This window comes from Enterococcus sp. AMC1086 (genome assembly GCF_058216575.1).
On sequence record NZ_CM177100.1, the window covers coordinates 1,854,454 to 1,870,571 of the forward strand.

Here is a 16,118-nt window from a genome sequence, read left to right on the forward strand (position 1 = left end):
AAAAGTAGAAAAAGTTTTGAAAATTGTGTTAAACTACCATTGAAATGGAGGAGAATTTATGAAATTATTCGACGTCATCGTTGTTGGGGCAGGTACAAGTGGTATGATGGCTGCTATTGCCGCAGCAAAATCTGGAAGCAATACATTATTAATAGAAAAAAACAAACGAGTAGGTAAAAAACTTTTACTAACTGGCGGTGGTCGTTGCAACGTGACAAACAATCGTCCAGCAGAGGAAATTATTGCACATATTCCTGGAAATGGAAAATTCTTATATAGTGCTTTTTCACAATTTAACAATTACGATATTATGGAGTTCTTCGAATCAAATGGAACTCACTTGAAAGAAGAAGATCATGGCCGAATGTTTCCTGTCACAGATCGTTCAAAAACAATCGTTGAGACTTTGTTTAACCAATTAGAACAACTCGGTGTAACGATCTACACAGAGGCAAAAGTTGAAAAAATATTGCGCAAAGAAGATCAAGTCATCGGAGTGGCATTAGAACATGAAAAAATTTACGCTCCTTGTGTTATTTTAACAACAGGCGGTCGAACTTATCCTTCTACTGGCTCAACTGGTGATGGTTACAAACTGGCAAAAAGATTGGGTCACACGATCAGCACCTTGTATGCAACTGAGTCTCCAATACTATCGAACGATGATTTTATAAAAGACAAAACCTTGCAAGGTCTTTCATTACAAGACATTTCACTTTCTGTTTTAAATAATAAAGGAAAGCAAGTTGTAGAACATCAAATGGATCTTCTTTTTACTCATTTTGGTCTATCTGGTCCAGCAGCTTTAAGATGTTCAAGTTTTGTAAATCAGGAATTAGCAAAAAATAATCTGAATCCTGTTATGCTCCAATTAGATATTTTCCCTCAAAAAACTATAGCCGAACTAACGAAAGAGATAAAACGAAAACTTTCAGATCAACCAGATAAATCAACAAAAAACGCTTTAAAAAATCTCGTTCCAGAACGTCTGCTGGATTTCGTCTTAAATAAATGTAACCTAGCCGACAGCCAATCTAAACAAGTCTCAGATCAACAAGTGGATCAACTCGTTCAACAATTAAAATCTTTTAAGATAACAGCCGAAAAAACACTGCCAATCGAAAAGTCTTTTGTGACCGGAGGCGGTATTTCATTGAAAGAAGTTCAACCGAAAACGATGGAAAGTAAATTGATCAATGGTTTGTTTTTTGCAGGTGAATTACTTGATGTTAATGGTTATACAGGAGGCTATAACGTTACTGCTGCTTTTGTCACTGGACATGTGGCTGGAACACATGCAGCTAGCATTGCAGAATATACGTATTTACCTGATTTAGATGAGGAATAAGTGTATCCTTACTATAGAATAAAAAACATGCTGGAATCCTTATCCAGTGTGTTTTTTATTACTCTATTTTTAACGCATCGACTACGACTTTAGCAGGATAAATCGTTAAAAATAAATCAGTCTTTTGTTTGATGTTTTTTTACTCTCCATATGTGAAAATAGTTTTAGGAGGTGGTTATGATGAAAATCAACTTAAAACGACAAACAACTTGGGGATGCGTACGTCACTTCATTGTATATAAAAATGGTGTTAAACAAGGAAAACTATTCAATAATATCACAACTGAACTAGAGGTTAAAGTTGGAGATACCCTTGAATTTAGAGAAGGTCTTTTCCGCTTTTCTCAAAAAATATATGTAACTTCTGAAACGAAAGAAATAACGATTACAAATACAAATGATATCAAGCGCTTATTCTCATTATTTATTATTTTATTTTTAGCAATTTCTTTACTTAGCCTTTCCATCGCTTCGTTAAAAATATTTTTATTCACTGAATTATCTGCCTTTATCCTTTTGAATCATCTATTTCGCTATCGTTCATATGTGTTTAATATCGAGCCGTTAGATTCATTATTAAGTGACGTTTCTGGAGTTGAACTCTATTAAATAAAATTCTGGGACAATAGTCAGAAAAAATCTGATCATTGTCCCACTTTTTTGATTTAAGGGTACACAAAAAGCACACAACCTAGTAAGATTAAAGTGAGAAAACTCAACCAAAAGGAGTGTACTTTTCTATTTGAAAAATTATGCCATCACTCAAACCACTTTACCACAGCTTCGTCGTCCAATCTACCACTCGAAAATGATGTTAAAAGTGATTCTTTCGGCTTACACGCAACGTGTTTTTTCTATTTATTTGTATATTAACGTAAACTCGTCAATTTTTTCAACTTTAAATTGGTTGGCTTCAAATTCCGTTATATTAGTTTTTCCCCTATTTCCCAAGATAAATACACTATCGGAATGATTAAGATTTTCTATTTCTTCGTTATCTGAATAAAAATAGTATTTTCCATATTTAAAACGAGTGATGTTATTTTCTTTACTGTATGGCTCATCTTTCTCCGATTGCCATTCATAAGGTGACATAGGATCATAAAAACGAAAATAGATAAATTGTAAATCTCCTTGTTGCACTAAACTGTCTCGATAAACTAAAACATTTTCAAATTTGTTTGTTTTATTTATGACCGTTTTCAAATTAGTAGACATTATATAACTACCATTTCTCATCTCTTGATTACTAGTATAGTCTTTTATAAACAGAACAAACAAACATAAGAAAAATACAATAGCCATATTGTCAGTTACTTTATGTGTATACACCCACAAGCTTTCCAATCCATAAGAAGCAATAATGATCAGAGGGAACATTATAATATTCCAATGATGTACCAGTGGTGTAACAATCACTATACACGGGATAGCAGCTAGCAACCACAGGAATATGACTTTACTAAATAAATCTTTCTTATTATTTTTACCACACCTAAAAATAACAAGAATACGCCTGCAAGATTATATATAAATCCAAATCCATTCAATGTACTAAAACGAGCACCATCTACTCCATGTATTAATAATGAAATCCCTTCTCTCAAATTATTTATAATGGAAATGAATAAATTATCGTTATATAAAATAGTTTGACCTTCATTTTGTGTATATAAAAGCTTTGGTATCGTTATTTTAAACAACGATATATTATTGTCTCCAAAGAATTGTATCCCTGCAAAAATAACGATAGGTATGATACATAACGTAGCGATTACAGTTAAGATGATTATTTGCCGATTTGTAATTAGCTGATTTTTTTTACTAGATAAACTAAACCAATTAAAAAAATTGGCAAAAAATACCATGTTGCTATATAAGAATATGCTGTTAAGCACAGTAGAATAATAGACAGGCTATAGTAATAAATTCTTTTTCCTTTTTCTGTGCTAGCCCCCAATATCAACCAACATATAGCTTGTAAAATTAAATTAGGAGCAATATTTGCATCTAAACCAAATCGACTCCCCATAATGCTCCACGGGTTGATACTAATAAAAAATAAAATAGTAACAATTAATTTTCTGGATTCCATTTTTTTTAGTAACGTATACATTAATAAAAAAATAGTACATGTAGATACAAGTAGCATCGGAAGTCTAATACTAAATATTGTCAACCCTAACAGTTTGATAAAAGGAACTGCCATATACGCATATACTGCTGATTGACCTGAACCATAGCTAACTAAATAAATAGGTAATCTATTTAACGCACTGTCTACTCCATAATTAGCAATGGACCACGCGTCGTATCCTGCCATCGTTTCTCCTTTAATATTTTCATACTCTTATATTTATTTACTGTTCAAATTTTAAATCTACAATATCACTTCACCCTCCAATAAAATATAAGTTTTAAATTCATAGCTTTCCCCTGCAGGTACTAAGGTTTTATCTACGAAGAAACGTATCAACTTATCTCCGTTAATTTTTGAAGTGTATGTCGTATAATACGGTTTCCCTTCTAGCTTTAGTTGCTTTTCACCTTTGAAACTATCAAACCAACGTCCACTGGAATTTTGTATTGCATATTTTTCAACATATCCGTTAGCTGACTCTAATACAATTGTTTTATTATTTCCAAAGGGTATCTCCAATTCAAAAACATCTATATCTTCTTCGGTATCTATTCTTCCTTTTACCAATTCATTTGCTTTTATTTTCGTTGCTGTTTCACCTGTATCTCCATGGTTGTCTATAGCTTCACCTTCTAGTAAAATATAAGCTTTAAATTCATAGCTTTTACCTACAGATACTATGGTTTTATCTACGAAGAAACGTATCAACTTATCTCCGTTAATTTTTGAAGTGTATGTCGTATAATACGGTTTCCCTTCTAGCTTTAGTTGCTTTTCACCTTTGAAACTATCAAACCAACGTCCACTGGAATTTTGTATTGTATATTTTTCAACATATCCGTTAGCTGACTCTAATACAATTGTTTTATTATTTCCAAAGGGTATCTCCAATTCAAAAACATCTATATCTTCTTCGGTATCTATTCTTCCTTTTACCAATTCACTTACTTTTATTTTCGTTGCTGTCTCACCAGTATTCCCGTGGTCATCTATCGTTTTTATATCAATAATACAGGTAGCAACTTTACTATCGATCTGTGCCTTAATGGTAACAAGACCTGGACTGTGCGCAGTTACCACGCCATCGGATGTAACAGAAGCTATTTTATTATCAGTACTTTCTCAATTAATTTTGGTATTGGTTGCGCCTACTGGCTGTATACTAACGCTTAATGTGTGTGACTCATCGGGAGATAATTCTAGCTTACTCGCTGATATATCAATAGATTCAACAGGTATTTGTATGTCTTCTTTTGTCATTAGACTGTAAATCATCGCAAATTTTTCTTTTGATATTTTAGTACTTTCTGAACAAAGAGTATTGTCTCCTGTAATAAGATATCCAGATACAACACTTCTAACTCGATAATCAGAATCATATATCGGAGAACCACTTTGACCTGGGGTGGTATCAAATACAGTCAAAATTCTATCTTTTTGCCACCCATTAAATTCGTAATTGCGTCCATTTATAGTGTATGAGATCGTATCTTCTATTTTCTTTGAATCCGTATACATAAAGTAATTTATTTTACCGTCTATATCACCAGGATAGCCCGAAGTTGTAAAAATATCTCTTCGTTCACTGTCAGTGTATGTTACAACCTGTTGTTTCCCCTACAGGTTCTTTTAATTTAATTAGCGCAATATCATTGTCAACACTTGGATTTTCTAACCTAGATTTCAAAATGTATATTTTTTTTATGAGACTTTTCTTAAATGGTTTTTCACTTCCGGAAAGACCTGGATCAAACCCATCTATAACAAAAAATCCAGCTTCTTGATTCCAAACTACATGAGCCGCAGTAAGAACTAAATCTTTTTGAATTAGAACACCACTACCAACACCATTGGTTAGCCCTATGGTTGAATATGGAAAAATTGTAGTGTTAAATACTTTCTTTCTATCATCTTCACCGATAATCCCCGATTGTCTATTATTTGTTACACCATTACTTTCAGAAGGTTCTGTAAATTCTGGCATGTTATCATATATTGATTCTTTAAAAGGTATAATTTTTTGTTTCCCTGATTGTACATCATACTCGACAAAATCATATGCATTACTTTTATTTAATTCCTCTGCGTAGCTATTTGAAAACCACACACTTCCAAAAATCAAGCATAATCCCATAGCAACAAACTGTTTTTTCATTTCTAGCCCTCCATTATTCATCATTTAAAATTATTTCAATTCCATTAACATTTCTGATTAAAAGAAAAAGTCTTATTCATTATATAATATATATTATATTTATTTTTTTTATATTTTCCTAAGTAAGAGGAAAAAAAATTGTTACAAAATTTTCTTTTACCAAAGAACTTAGAGATAACGTTGAGCTGTATAGCTATTGCAAGTCACAGTATTTCCACATCTGAAAAAAGATGCAAGTCGTGAGACAAATAGGGAAGAAGGCCTCTCAATCTTTTGAAAAAACTGAAAAATAATTTGATAAATTTCAAATTATTCAATAAAAATATTTCAATTTCATTAAAAATAAGAGCCTCTAAAATGAAAAAAGAGAATCCTTGATTTACTAAGGTTTCTCTTTCAGTCTAGAGTATACTAATTGGTTAGTAGTGTTAGAACTTGGTATAATACTTAATTGTGTCAACTATAGAAATAAATAGCTCATTACTTAAAATAGAAACTTTTAGACTTTTTTATTCTATAAGGAAAGTTCGACACAACTTCCCTAAGAGAATGATATAAGTCGAGTCTGAAAAAACTATATACTTAATAGCAAATTCTATTGATTATACATAAAACAAGGAATGATTGAAAGCAGATAAAAACGACTATTTTTGGAAATCATCTAATTAAGTAAATCTGTTTAAATTTGCTACTGTAAATACTGATTAGTCGCATACATATAAATTTAAAAAAAGTGATTTCGCTGTATCTTCACAAAATCACTTTTAGCTACTTACTAATTTGATATAAAAGGATCATTCTTTCATTCACCTAAAACGAATATTTTAGGTACGAACCGTACAAAAATGTCAATTTCCTGCCGCTACCTCTTTTTTATGAAAATCCCTAACAAAAAAGGAGCAAATATTTTAGACTCACTCCTTTTCCTGTTCTAGTTTCTCTACTGTTCGTTGGTAGGTCCGTTGTAGTTCATTTTGTTTTTCTTCTACTTTTTGTGTGAATCGTCGAGTTTCAGATTGAATCGTGGCTTGACTTTCTTCCATTTGGCGATAGAATGATCGCTTATCCCATGAATCATTTTTTGTATGATATAGAACTTTATCCATCAACTTTTCGGTGTCTTTTTTGAAATGTTCTACTTCTTCGTCCATCTTTTTCTGGGTTTGTTGAAGGTCTCGTTTTTCCTGCTCGTATTGTTCGGTTACTTGACGTTGTTTCTTTTTTCGTTCTTCTGGACTCATTCGATTAAACCTCTTTTACAGGTGTTTTAAAGGTTGGTTTCGCTAACTGGGTCAAACTCTGTTTGGCAGACGTTGCACTGTTTCCCTGTAAAGCTCCTTCTAGTGCGCCTGGAAGGATACTATTGCTTTGTTGGTACATGGCTTCTGCCAGTTCATTTAGTGTACTAGTAGACGTTTGTCTGGTTGTGCTTAACCGTGCCTTTTTTGCGGTGATGATTGCTTTTATAGCGATCCGTTCTTGATTTTTCTGTTCTTGTTTTAATTTTAATTGTAAGGCTTTTTCTTCCTCCATACTAAAACTCCTTTGTTACTTCTTCGTAAATATATTTTTCCCTGCATTGCCATCATATTCTTGAATGTTCTTTGCGACAGTCGTTAACGTTTTACTGAATGCAGTCAATTTTTCTTTGTATTTTTTTGCTTCGTTGGTATTGCTTGTTGCTTGGCCACTATCCCACAAGTTAGTTTTTTTATAGGGAGCAATCAGGGCTTCAACTTCATAGCTTTCTAAATATTTTTGAATGTCCTTTGCTCCATTTTCAATTTCTTTTACAACCAAATCTACTTCATCTTCTGCTTCTTGTTGGTCATTTTTTTGAATTAATACATAGTCGTCGCCAACTATTTTCGCTTTGTTTGCGACTTCTGTGGCAAGTTTGCCCCGAAGTTCAATTTTTTTACTGCCAGAAGCTCCACGTATACGTCCTTGTAGGCTAGCTACGTCTCCTTGCCATTCACTTGCGACTTTAGCATCGGCAACAATTTTGTCGTATTCTTTCATAAATTTTTTATAGAGGTACGCATCTCATGCGATTGCTGCCCAAAATGCTCCAGAATCCATTCCTGCTCCTGTAGTGGCTAATAACTTGTTCATATATTTATCGATAAGTGCAGATAATTTGATCCCTGCACTAAAAATATACCCATGGTCTTTTAAATTGGCTTCTTTAGGTGTCCCATCTGGATTTAATTGATACTGTCCAAAATCATGACTAGAACCATTTTTACCACCATCAAATGTTGTGTTAAAGGATTTTGGCAATAAATAATGGACTTTTCCGATTTCATCCACGCCTTTTTTATTTCGATTCAGCATAGAAACAATATCAAAAGCATTCACATAATATTCGATTTTTCCTTGTTCTTCGAGCAGTTGAATATTTTTACGCGCTTGCTCGTTGGGCATATTATCGATACTTATTCGCGCATCTGGTCCTTGAAATAAAATGACTTTATCTATTTTAGAAATATCTCCAGCTGGCAAATTAGCGACAGCCTGTATTGTCACCATTGTTCCTAATGAATGTCCGGTCATAGACATGGTTGCATTCGGCGCTTTTGTTCTCATCTCTTCTATTTTTTGATGCATCGCTTCTGTTGCTAATTTTGCTTGGGGGATATGGGCATCTCCTACTGCAAAGGACGCATTATTGTTCACCCAATCGTTTAAATTATTACCTGCCCACCCTTTTTTTACATCTGTAGAAGCACCATCACTTCCACGAGTAGTGAAATATGTATGTTTGGTGTCTGTATTTAGGGTAGGGGTATTCGTAACATAATACGAGTTATACCCTGCTTTTTCATCCGTTAATAACCCTTTTTGGTATTCCTTATCTTTGCCAAAAAACTTCTTTTCAGTTACTGTTTTGACTGTGTTATCTGGTTGTAAATAAACGGAATCAATACTATTTCCATGTGCATCTTGTGAACCAGAAAAATCAAATTTAACCGATTGATCTTTTGCTAATTGTTTTTTTTGGCTATCAGTCAAACCATTGGCAAAGTTATAAATATTTCCTTCACTGTCTTTTCTGTTGTTATAAGAACTTTGCGCCAAATCTGCATAAATATTGGTGAAGTTATCCAAATCAGCCATTATTTTTTTCTCCTATCCCTCTATCGAAATTATTAGTAGATAATTCTTTTATTTCTGAAGGCATATTTATATTATCTGGAATAATGGTAATAACACCACCATCAATTTCATTCTTGTTACTGTCATATAAATTAATTTTTAAAGTATATAGTTTTTGAGTAAATGCCCCACTATCTTCAACTTTAAATGAATTCCATTCATAATCTACCTTTGAGATTTTACTTTTAGGATTTCTATTTTTGATATATTCGGTTAGCTCACTTTCATGTTCTTTGAGAAAAGTAATTTGTTTTTCTTTTTCTGTTGGTTCGGTCATTTTTTTCACTCCTAACACACCTATTATTCCTACAAGTATGATAATTCCTGTAATTAGTCCTAGTTTAACTGCTTTTTTCTTATTCAAACGTTAAACTCCTTTACTAAAAAAAGCGTTAGCGCAAGGCTTTGCACGAACGCTTTTTTCGTCACTATATTTTTTAGTTTAAACCGAAAGAACTGGCATCTTGTTGGTCACGTTGTGCCACTGTATCCGCATATTTATTTAATTGACTATTAATGCTGATAAGCAGTTCTTCCATTTTCTTCACGTTACCTTCTAGCTGATTGTATTGCTCTAAGTATGATTGAAATGCTTGACCTTTCCATTCTTGTGCAATCTGTTGATTCATTGAGTTTACTTTACGAATCGCATCTTGGATTTGTTGTTGTGATTGTGTATACACCTTTGCTTGTGATTTCAGTTGCTCGGGTGTGACGGAAATTGCCCCTGCCATGATTATCTCTCCCTTTTGAATAATTAATTTTACTAATCAAGTATATCTTTCCTAATTTTTCTTGTCAATTATAAATAATATAAAAAAAAATAAAACATTCCAAAAGGAATACATATAATCGATTTTTGTTAAAACTTAACAAATGAAGAGTTATCGTGTTTTTTTAGTACAGGAGTGTATATTTTCGTTCGTACTGTTCAACCATCGGTAAAAAACAAGTACGTTGATGATCATTCTGACAGTGTCGGAGTAATTCTTGACATTCATACGCTCGTTTCACTTCTTGTGGTGTGGGAATATGTGTACCTAACAACAACGTTAATAAAGTAGTAAGGGCTGTTACTTCGTCCTTATTAAGAATTTTTTTGTTCATCAGAGAGTGTTTTGCTGACCATAATTGTTGAATCGTCCATTCATTTTTCAAGAGACATCCTTCTTTCTCGTTATATTTTTTTAAATGAGGTGTAGCATACCATCTAATTCCTGTTGGTGAACAGGGTATAAAAACAAAAACATCAATAAAAAATAAGCATTAAAGTGATCTAACTTTTGTGTAGGGTGTATTGCTAATCTCTGTTTGTCAGTAGCAAATGTTAAAACGCTGCGTGGGTATCGTTCTGTAGAACCACCACCAGAAATGCCTACTCTTTTGTTTTACCGTAGTTACTGCCATCATTTTGGTGCTTAGTGTAGCTATTTACTGGCTTATGTCCTGTTGTTTTTTGAGGGTTGTAGGTAGGTAGGTAGGTAGGTAGGTAGGTAGGTAGGTAGGTAGGTAGGTAGGTAGGTAGCTTTTTATAAAAAACGAGAACATTTTCATGTGCCTTCATTGGCATTTTTTTGCGTTTAAATGTCCAGTAGCAGTTGTTTTTTCCCAAATCCATTCATACCTCAACATATCCAAATTACTGTTGGCAAGGATTTTATCAAAAGGTGTTTGAGCTGTATGAACGATTGCCCCATTGCCCTTTATGATTCGTTTATACTCTTTCTAAAGTGGTTCAAGAGGAATTAAACTGTCCCAATGGTTATTTGTGGTTGCATAGGGTAAATCACAAAAAATCATATCTATAGTATGGTCTGGAATCCGTTTCATGCCTAATAAACAATTTTCATTAAAAACTTGATCCCACAGTTCATTAATACTTTCTACTGTTTTCATTTCTTCACTTGCTACTTTAGTCAAAAAATGACCATACTGATTATCTGCAGATAATTTTTGAATTACTCGATCTGTAGTTCCTAAATTCAGAATCACACGCTGTTTAATTTTCGTTCCTTCCCTGTAATTCTCTGCTAAACTCCAATATATAGTATTGTTTACTTTCCTTTTTTTAAAAACATTTTGACATTATAACCTCCTTTTTTATGACACTACATTTCTAAATCTATCCCAAAAACCGCTGTTTAAACGTTTCATGAAAATACAGTTCTTAATGTTCATTCAATGCCTAATATAACGCACCCCTTTTTTTGCATGTAATCGGTTATGTACGTAACTACTACATTGATTGATTTTCCAGTGTAATGATAACTGTTCCACTCTTTTAAAGATAATCGATCACCATCCTTAAAATCTCAATCATTTTTCCTGATTTCAAATTTTTTCAATCCAGTTCGTACATCTTTAAAATATTCAGGCGCAATTTTTAGCCCATGAATCATTAAAATTCTTCTTTCCCAAAAACCTTCCTTTTTTGAGACTGAATCTACTTAGTTAATTCACCTTGTCATTTTTCTTTTTAAATGGCACGAAATTATTTCGATAAATGGCAATTTTAAGTTACATAAAAAGACAAATGAATCTAGCTTATGGCTAAATTCATTCGTTTTTTTCATTTTATAAAATTATTGTTCTGAAACTCTATTTTCTTTCGCAATCTTTAACAGGATATACTTTCTTTTGCACCTTAAATTATTGAAAACTGAATTAAAAATGTTTAAAAAATCCCGTGATTAATAAAAATTTTTTTGAGAAATGTTAGTCTATTTTGAACTGATCTTTATTTGCTTTTGCAAACTCTTTAAAAGAAGTCAATTTTACGTTATACGTTTTTAATAAATTAATATCCACATTGTAACCAACTAAATTATCCCATTCCTGACCTAAGATAGAAAATGGATGCGTTCCTTCTCTTTTTGATTCTTCGATACTAAGTGTTGAGACCTCAATCTCTTTTCCTGTGACTTTTGAAATGATTTCAGCAATATCTTTATACGATAGTGATTCAGCAGCTAGTTCAATATTGTGTTCATTGAATTTTTCAGGATTTTCAAAGGCTGCACAAACAAACATAGCAAGATCTTTAACTGAGATATAATCTATTTGTGTATCAGCAAAAGTAACGGTTTTTATTTTCCCTTGTCTTAAATCAGGATATATGAGCTCGACTTTCTCAGTGAAATTCTCCATAATCATGGCTGGTTTCAGTATTGTCCATGAAGAAAATCCTGCAGAACGGACAGCTTCTTCTATATCCCACTTATCGGTCCAATACTTTTCAAACCAATAACCTGTTCCCCATTTTGGAAACTCGGTATATCTACTTGTGGCTGCAACAGAAGTATGTACAAATTGTTTCACACCACTTTTAATTGCACTTTGAATAACTGCATACGCTTGCCTTCTCTCCTTATCATTTTCGATAGTATCTATTCCAGAAATTGGGACTGAAAAAACAGCATCAACGTTCTTCATAGCATTTTCCAAAGAAGACGAATCATCAAAATCACCTACTACAGCTTCGGCTCCTTTTTGAATAAGATCTTGGACTTTAGATGTGTTTTTGTCTCTTACTAAAACTCGAACATTAAAGCCTTGTTTCAGCGCTTCATTTGTGACAGCACCTCCTTGTAATCCGGTAGCACCGACTACTAAAATTAATTTTTGATTGTTTGATTTCATGTATAAATCACCTTTCGAGTATAAATTTTTATAAAGTTTTTTTAGCATTTATGTAACAGTTCACCTTTTTTATCATTGAACAAGATTTTTAAAAACCACAGCAAACATGTTACAATCACTTCATTATGTTTAAACAAATAAAACAAGTACTGTCTTTTTTTGTATGTACTACTATTTTTGGTAGTAATGAGAATGTTTAGGAGGATATTATGAAAAAAAATACAAAATACTACACACCTGAATGCTCTTTAGCAAAAGTGCAGAAAATGTTAGGTGGAAAGTGGAAATTGGTGTTACTATGGTATCTTTCAGAGCAACCACGGCGATTCGGAGAAATTAACCGTTGTTTTCCTGAGATGACACAATCAATGTTGACCAAGCAACTAAGAGAACTAGAGCAAGATAAACTTGTCCATCGTGAAGTTTACAAAGAAGTTCCGCCAAAAGTAGAGTATTCATTAACTGAGTTAGGTGAAAAGTTTTTTCCGATTATAGAAACCATGTTTGAATGGGGAGAGAAGTATTTAGATAACTGAGTTTACTTGAAAGTTGAAAAACACATTCTAACACCTTATCTTATTTGGATTTGGGACTAACATTTCTATTTTGACAAGTATCTATAAAGGACACTCAAAGCAGATAGTAAAAGCTATTTTCATTTTTAATTTGAGGAATTGATACTTAGGGTGTCCAGAAAACGACTATTTTTGGAAATCAAACATTTAAGAGAATATGACTCGCAGGTTCGATTTACCGAAAACAAAAAGCCGATGCAAACCATCTAAAAGCTAAATTAGTGTTGGATCGTTCCAATTTGCGAGGTAAACAAGGTCATGACACTAAATTTAAAAAAATTAGGGACCTATATGGATGAAAAGACACAAAAAGAAGAAAAAACAAGTTAAATTTTGACAATAATCATCAAAATTTAACTTGTTTTCTTTTTTAAAGGACTATTGTCCCAGACTCTCTTTTGTACTATTTGTCTTTTATTGTCATTAAATTAATTACTCTTCATCAATTCCGTCACATAAAGGACAGTATCAGGTTGTTCTTTTTCAATCTTAGCAATTGCTTCAGAAAAGTTTGGTAGATGGTCTTTGTGTGCAATCAGTAGTTCATCCAACAATGTTTTAGACATTGCTCCGCCAGGAACTAATGGATTGATCGTGAAGGCATGTAATGCCGCACCATAATCTCCGTCAATAGCTGCACGAATAACCGTCTCTTCCATTCCTTTCATCACTTGAATGATTCCACGAGCAGCTGGTGGGAATGCGCCCCAATTGTACGGCTCATGTCCATGTGCAGTTACAGGACCTGACACTTCAACAACACAATCATATGGTAAATCAGTGATCGTTCCATTATTTTCAGTTGAAACGACCATATCTGTACGTTTATCATTATGGATCGATGCAATCAACTCACATGCAGCATCACTATAATGTGTCCCACCACGTTGTTCCAACTCTTTTGGTTTGTAATCTAAGTTTGGATCTTTGTATAGTTCAAATAAACGAGCTTCTGTTTCTTTTACCACTTGGGCTCTTGTCTCACCTTTTTCAAATTCTTCGATCGAATGCTTCAGCATTTCATCTTCAATATAATAATAGCGGTGGTAGCCACATGGTAACAAGCCTAAATCCTTGATTTGTTCATAATGGAAAGGTGCATTATGAATATTTTTCAAATGACTCTCAGAATCCTCTTGAGGTCCATAAATCAAATCGATCAACTCTTGCGTGCGCTCATTTCCTTGTTTGTCCCATACACGGTGCCAATGGAAGTGGTTGATCCCCGCAAATTTGAAGAATAGATCCTCTTCTGGAATGCCTAATTTTTCAGCTGCTTGTTTTCTGTGACCGATCGGTACATTACATAAACCGGCAGTTTTCTTCCATCCACCATGTTTAATTGCCGCTTCTGTCACCATGCCAGCAGGATTAGTAAAATTAACAAGCCATGCATCTGGACATAATTCTTTCATATCTTCAATGATTCCAAGAACCACAGGAATCGTACGGAATGCTTTAAACATACCACCTGCTCCATTTGTCTCTTGACCTAATACGCCATGAGATAATGGAATACGCTCATCTTTGATCCGAGCATCAAGTAATCCTACTCGAAATTGTGTTGATACAAAATCAGCATCCTTTAAAGCTGCACGACGGTCTAAAGTTAAATGAACCTCCCAGTCTAGACCAGCTGCTTTGACCATCCGTTTAGCCATAGCACCAACAGTTTCCAACTTTTCTTTTCCTTCTTCAATATCAACTAACCAAATTTCTTTGATTGGCAGTTCGTCTTTTCTTTTAATATATCCTTCAATCAATTCTGGTGTATAACTAGATCCTCCACCAATTGTTGCGATTTTCAATGCTTCTCTTGTCATGTGTTTCCCTCCTGATTTTTTGTTCAGAATACGTTCTGACATCGTTTACAATATCATGATAATATGTGGGAATGTTCCCATGTCAAGCACTATTTCAAATTATTTTATGTTATACTTATTAAAATGAAAAGAAGTTGCTTAGACTCTGAATACTAATAAAAATTCATTCTAGCGATACTCATTGTCGCAAATTTTTTTAGGTTTTATAATTTTCAGGCTAACGTTATACTTCTCTATTCATTCAATTAGTGAGGTGTTGGAATGACAACGATTATTGATGTAGCCAAAAAAGCACAAGTCTCAAAATCTACTGTTTCTAGAGTCATTTCTGGAAATGGTTACGTTAGTGAGGAAAGTCGTTTAAAAGTGTTAGAAGCAATGGAAGCGTTATCGTATTCTCCAAATTTGATTGCTCGTAACCTTCAAAGTGGTGAGACTAAAACGATTGGTTTTCTTGCTCAAGGATTTATCGATCCTTTAGGTATTTTTCTTGAAAGTTTCATCTCTATAGCAAAATCCTATAATTATTATGTAACCCTTTATTTTACCGATGGAGACAAGAAAAAGGAAATCGATGCGTTAAACCAAATGAGGTATAAACAACTAGACGGTGTTTTTATTTTGACTAGAGCAAATAAGTGGGAACTGATTGAACCCTACAGTATTTATGGCCCAATCGCTACCTGGCATCGTATTGATTCTGAACGAATCTATTCTTCATATATTGATCACTATTCAGGTTATTTACGCTCGTTGGATTATCTTTTTCAGCGTGGATATCGTTCGATTGGGCATGTTTTAGGACATTTTGAAAACTTGAATACAAAAGCACGTTTAAAAGCAATTGATGATTTTCATAGAGAAAAAAATATTTCTATCAATGATGAATGGATTTTCCGTGATGAGAATCGAACCGACAATGGACGTCGCATTGCACAACTATGGCATGAAATGACGAATAAAACAGATGCAATGGCGTTTTATACTGATTCAGTCGCCGCAGGTTTTATCTCCGAACTTCAAACATTGGGTTACTCCATTCCAGAAGACGTCGCTGTTATTGGCTTTGATAATAGTGAGATCAGTCGATTGATGCATATTACGACTGTCGACTATTCACTTAAACTACAAGCAGAAAATTCATTTATCTATATTCATAATCAACTCAATAAAGAAACCATTCCAGAACAAGAGATGAGTGTTCGCTTGATTGAAAGAATGACCGTACCTTTTAGAGAACAAAAAAAGAGCAATGAAGATTAAAACCTCCATTGTTCTT

At 33.4% G+C, this 16,118-nt stretch carries 16 protein-coding genes and 3 pseudogenes; 4 read left to right on the forward strand and 15 right to left on the reverse strand.

What is annotated here, in order from left to right:
* Positions 1 to 58: 58 nt before the first annotated feature.
* Both AC4BC4_RS08760 and AC4BC4_RS08765 read left to right on the forward strand, forming a co-directional pair.
* Positions 59 to 1,348, forward strand: coding sequence for a BaiN/RdsA family NAD(P)/FAD-dependent oxidoreductase (locus AC4BC4_RS08760; protein ID WP_490475428.1), 1,290 nt, complete (start codon positions 59 to 61; stop codon positions 1,346 to 1,348).
* 180 nt (positions 1,349 to 1,528) lie between these two features.
* On the forward strand, positions 1,529 to 1,957 hold the full coding sequence (locus AC4BC4_RS08765) for a hypothetical protein (RefSeq protein WP_438755894.1): 429 nt from the start codon (positions 1,529 to 1,531) through the stop codon (positions 1,955 to 1,957).
* A gap of 249 nt (positions 1,958 to 2,206) precedes the next feature.
* Here the strand turns inward: AC4BC4_RS08765 and AC4BC4_RS08770 are convergent, their stop codons facing one another.
* From AC4BC4_RS08770 to AC4BC4_RS08835, 14 genes and pseudogenes are all read right to left on the reverse strand, one after another.
* Positions 2,207 to 2,653, reverse strand: coding sequence for a hypothetical protein (locus tag AC4BC4_RS08770; RefSeq protein WP_490477389.1), 447 nt, complete (start codon positions 2,651 to 2,653; stop codon positions 2,207 to 2,209).
* 502 nt (positions 2,654 to 3,155) lie between these two features.
* Entirely contained in the window at positions 3,156 to 3,671 is a 516-nt protein-coding gene (locus tag AC4BC4_RS08775; protein ID WP_490475429.1) for a hypothetical protein, read from the reverse strand.
* Positions 3,672 to 3,728: 57 nt separating this feature from the next.
* Positions 3,729 to 4,568: a hypothetical protein gene (locus AC4BC4_RS08780; protein ID WP_490475430.1), complete on the reverse strand. Its 840-nt coding sequence runs from the start codon at positions 4,566 to 4,568 to the stop codon at positions 3,729 to 3,731.
* A gap of 42 nt (positions 4,569 to 4,610) precedes the next feature.
* Positions 4,611 to 5,006, reverse strand: a complete 396-nt coding sequence (locus AC4BC4_RS08785) for a hypothetical protein (RefSeq protein WP_490475431.1) — start codon at positions 5,004 to 5,006, stop codon at positions 4,611 to 4,613.
* A gap of 70 nt (positions 5,007 to 5,076) precedes the next feature.
* Positions 5,077 to 5,643, reverse strand: coding sequence for a trypsin-like serine peptidase (locus tag AC4BC4_RS08790; protein WP_490475432.1), 567 nt, complete (start codon positions 5,641 to 5,643; stop codon positions 5,077 to 5,079).
* A 914-nt stretch (positions 5,644 to 6,557) separates the two neighbouring features.
* Positions 6,558 to 6,884: a hypothetical protein gene (locus AC4BC4_RS08795; protein WP_490475433.1), complete on the reverse strand. Its 327-nt coding sequence runs from the start codon at positions 6,882 to 6,884 to the stop codon at positions 6,558 to 6,560.
* A 4-nt stretch (positions 6,885 to 6,888) separates the two neighbouring features.
* Positions 6,889 to 7,176, reverse strand: coding sequence for a hypothetical protein (locus tag AC4BC4_RS08800; protein ID WP_490475434.1), 288 nt, complete (start codon positions 7,174 to 7,176; stop codon positions 6,889 to 6,891).
* A gap of 15 nt (positions 7,177 to 7,191) precedes the next feature.
* Positions 7,192 to 8,763, reverse strand: a pseudogene (locus tag AC4BC4_RS08805) (cutinase family protein).
* Positions 8,756 to 9,166: a hypothetical protein gene (locus AC4BC4_RS08810; RefSeq protein WP_490475435.1), complete on the reverse strand. Its 411-nt coding sequence runs from the start codon at positions 9,164 to 9,166 to the stop codon at positions 8,756 to 8,758. Before AC4BC4_RS08810 ends, AC4BC4_RS08805 begins: the two are co-directional and overlap by 8 nt.
* Before the next feature lie 73 nt (positions 9,167 to 9,239).
* A complete protein-coding gene (locus tag AC4BC4_RS08815; RefSeq protein ID WP_010761887.1) occupies positions 9,240 to 9,536 on the reverse strand; it encodes a WXG100 family type VII secretion target in 297 nt (98 codons plus the stop codon).
* A gap of 163 nt (positions 9,537 to 9,699) precedes the next feature.
* Complete coding sequence (locus AC4BC4_RS08820) at positions 9,700 to 9,960, reverse strand: hypothetical protein (protein WP_490475436.1); 261 nt, start codon at positions 9,958 to 9,960, stop codon at positions 9,700 to 9,702.
* 567 nt (positions 9,961 to 10,527) lie between these two features.
* Positions 10,528 to 10,857, reverse strand: a pseudogene (locus AC4BC4_RS08825) (hypothetical protein); the annotation flags it as partial.
* 119 nt (positions 10,858 to 10,976) lie between these two features.
* Positions 10,977 to 11,201: pseudogene (locus AC4BC4_RS08830) on the reverse strand (DUF3850 domain-containing protein).
* Positions 11,202 to 11,517: 316 nt separating this feature from the next.
* Positions 11,518 to 12,489, reverse strand: coding sequence for an NmrA/HSCARG family protein (locus AC4BC4_RS08835; RefSeq protein ID WP_490475437.1), 972 nt, complete (start codon positions 12,487 to 12,489; stop codon positions 11,518 to 11,520).
* 161 nt (positions 12,490 to 12,650) lie between these two features.
* On the opposite strand from AC4BC4_RS08835, the gene AC4BC4_RS08840 reads away from it, so the two are divergent.
* Positions 12,651 to 12,977: a winged helix-turn-helix transcriptional regulator gene (locus tag AC4BC4_RS08840; protein ID WP_490475438.1), complete on the forward strand. Its 327-nt coding sequence runs from the start codon at positions 12,651 to 12,653 to the stop codon at positions 12,975 to 12,977.
* Between the two features lie 467 nt (positions 12,978 to 13,444).
* On the opposite strand, the gene AC4BC4_RS08845 is transcribed toward AC4BC4_RS08840, so the two are convergent.
* Positions 13,445 to 14,839 (reverse strand): 6-phospho-beta-glucosidase, encoded by a 1,395-nt coding sequence (locus AC4BC4_RS08845; protein WP_438755861.1) that lies wholly within the window; start codon positions 14,837 to 14,839, stop codon positions 13,445 to 13,447.
* A 261-nt stretch (positions 14,840 to 15,100) separates the two neighbouring features.
* On the opposite strand from AC4BC4_RS08845, the gene AC4BC4_RS08850 reads away from it, so the two are divergent.
* A complete protein-coding gene (locus tag AC4BC4_RS08850) occupies positions 15,101 to 16,102 on the forward strand; it encodes a LacI family DNA-binding transcriptional regulator (protein WP_490475439.1) in 1,002 nt (333 codons plus the stop codon).
* Positions 16,103 to 16,118: the final 16 nt, after the last annotated feature.

Coding starts and splice junctions, on each gene's coding strand:
- AC4BC4_RS08785 (WP_490475431.1), bottom strand. CDS start 5,006: ATGTATACGGATTCAAAGAAAATAGAAGATACGATCTCATACACTATA.
- AC4BC4_RS08850 (WP_490475439.1), top strand. CDS start 15,101: ATGACAACGATTATTGATGTAGCCAAAAAAGCACAAGTCTCAAAATCT.
- AC4BC4_RS08760 (WP_490475428.1), top strand. CDS start 59: ATGAAATTATTCGACGTCATCGTTGTTGGGGCAGGTACAAGTGGTATG.
- AC4BC4_RS08835 (WP_490475437.1), bottom strand. CDS start 12,489: ATGCTAAAAAAACTTTATAAAAATTTATACTCGAAAGGTGATTTATAC.
- AC4BC4_RS08775 (WP_490475429.1), bottom strand. CDS start 3,671: ATGGCAGGATACGACGCGTGGTCCATTGCTAATTATGGAGTAGACAGT.
- AC4BC4_RS08845 (WP_438755861.1), bottom strand. CDS start 14,839: ATGACAAGAGAAGCATTGAAAATCGCAACAATTGGTGGAGGATCTAGT.
- AC4BC4_RS08840 (WP_490475438.1), top strand. CDS start 12,651: ATGAAAAAAAATACAAAATACTACACACCTGAATGCTCTTTAGCAAAA.
- AC4BC4_RS08795 (WP_490475433.1), bottom strand. CDS start 6,884: ATGAGTCCAGAAGAACGAAAAAAGAAACAACGTCAAGTAACCGAACAA.
- AC4BC4_RS08770 (WP_490477389.1), bottom strand. CDS start 2,653: ATGGCTATTGTATTTTTCTTATGTTTGTTTGTTCTGTTTATAAAAGAC.
- AC4BC4_RS08815 (WP_010761887.1), bottom strand. CDS start 9,536: ATGGCAGGGGCAATTTCCGTCACACCCGAGCAACTGAAATCACAAGCA.
- AC4BC4_RS08800 (WP_490475434.1), bottom strand. CDS start 7,176: ATGGAGGAAGAAAAAGCCTTACAATTAAAATTAAAACAAGAACAGAAA.
- AC4BC4_RS08790 (WP_490475432.1), bottom strand. CDS start 5,643: ATGAAAAAACAGTTTGTTGCTATGGGATTATGCTTGATTTTTGGAAGT.
- AC4BC4_RS08765 (WP_438755894.1), top strand. CDS start 1,529: ATGAAAATCAACTTAAAACGACAAACAACTTGGGGATGCGTACGTCAC.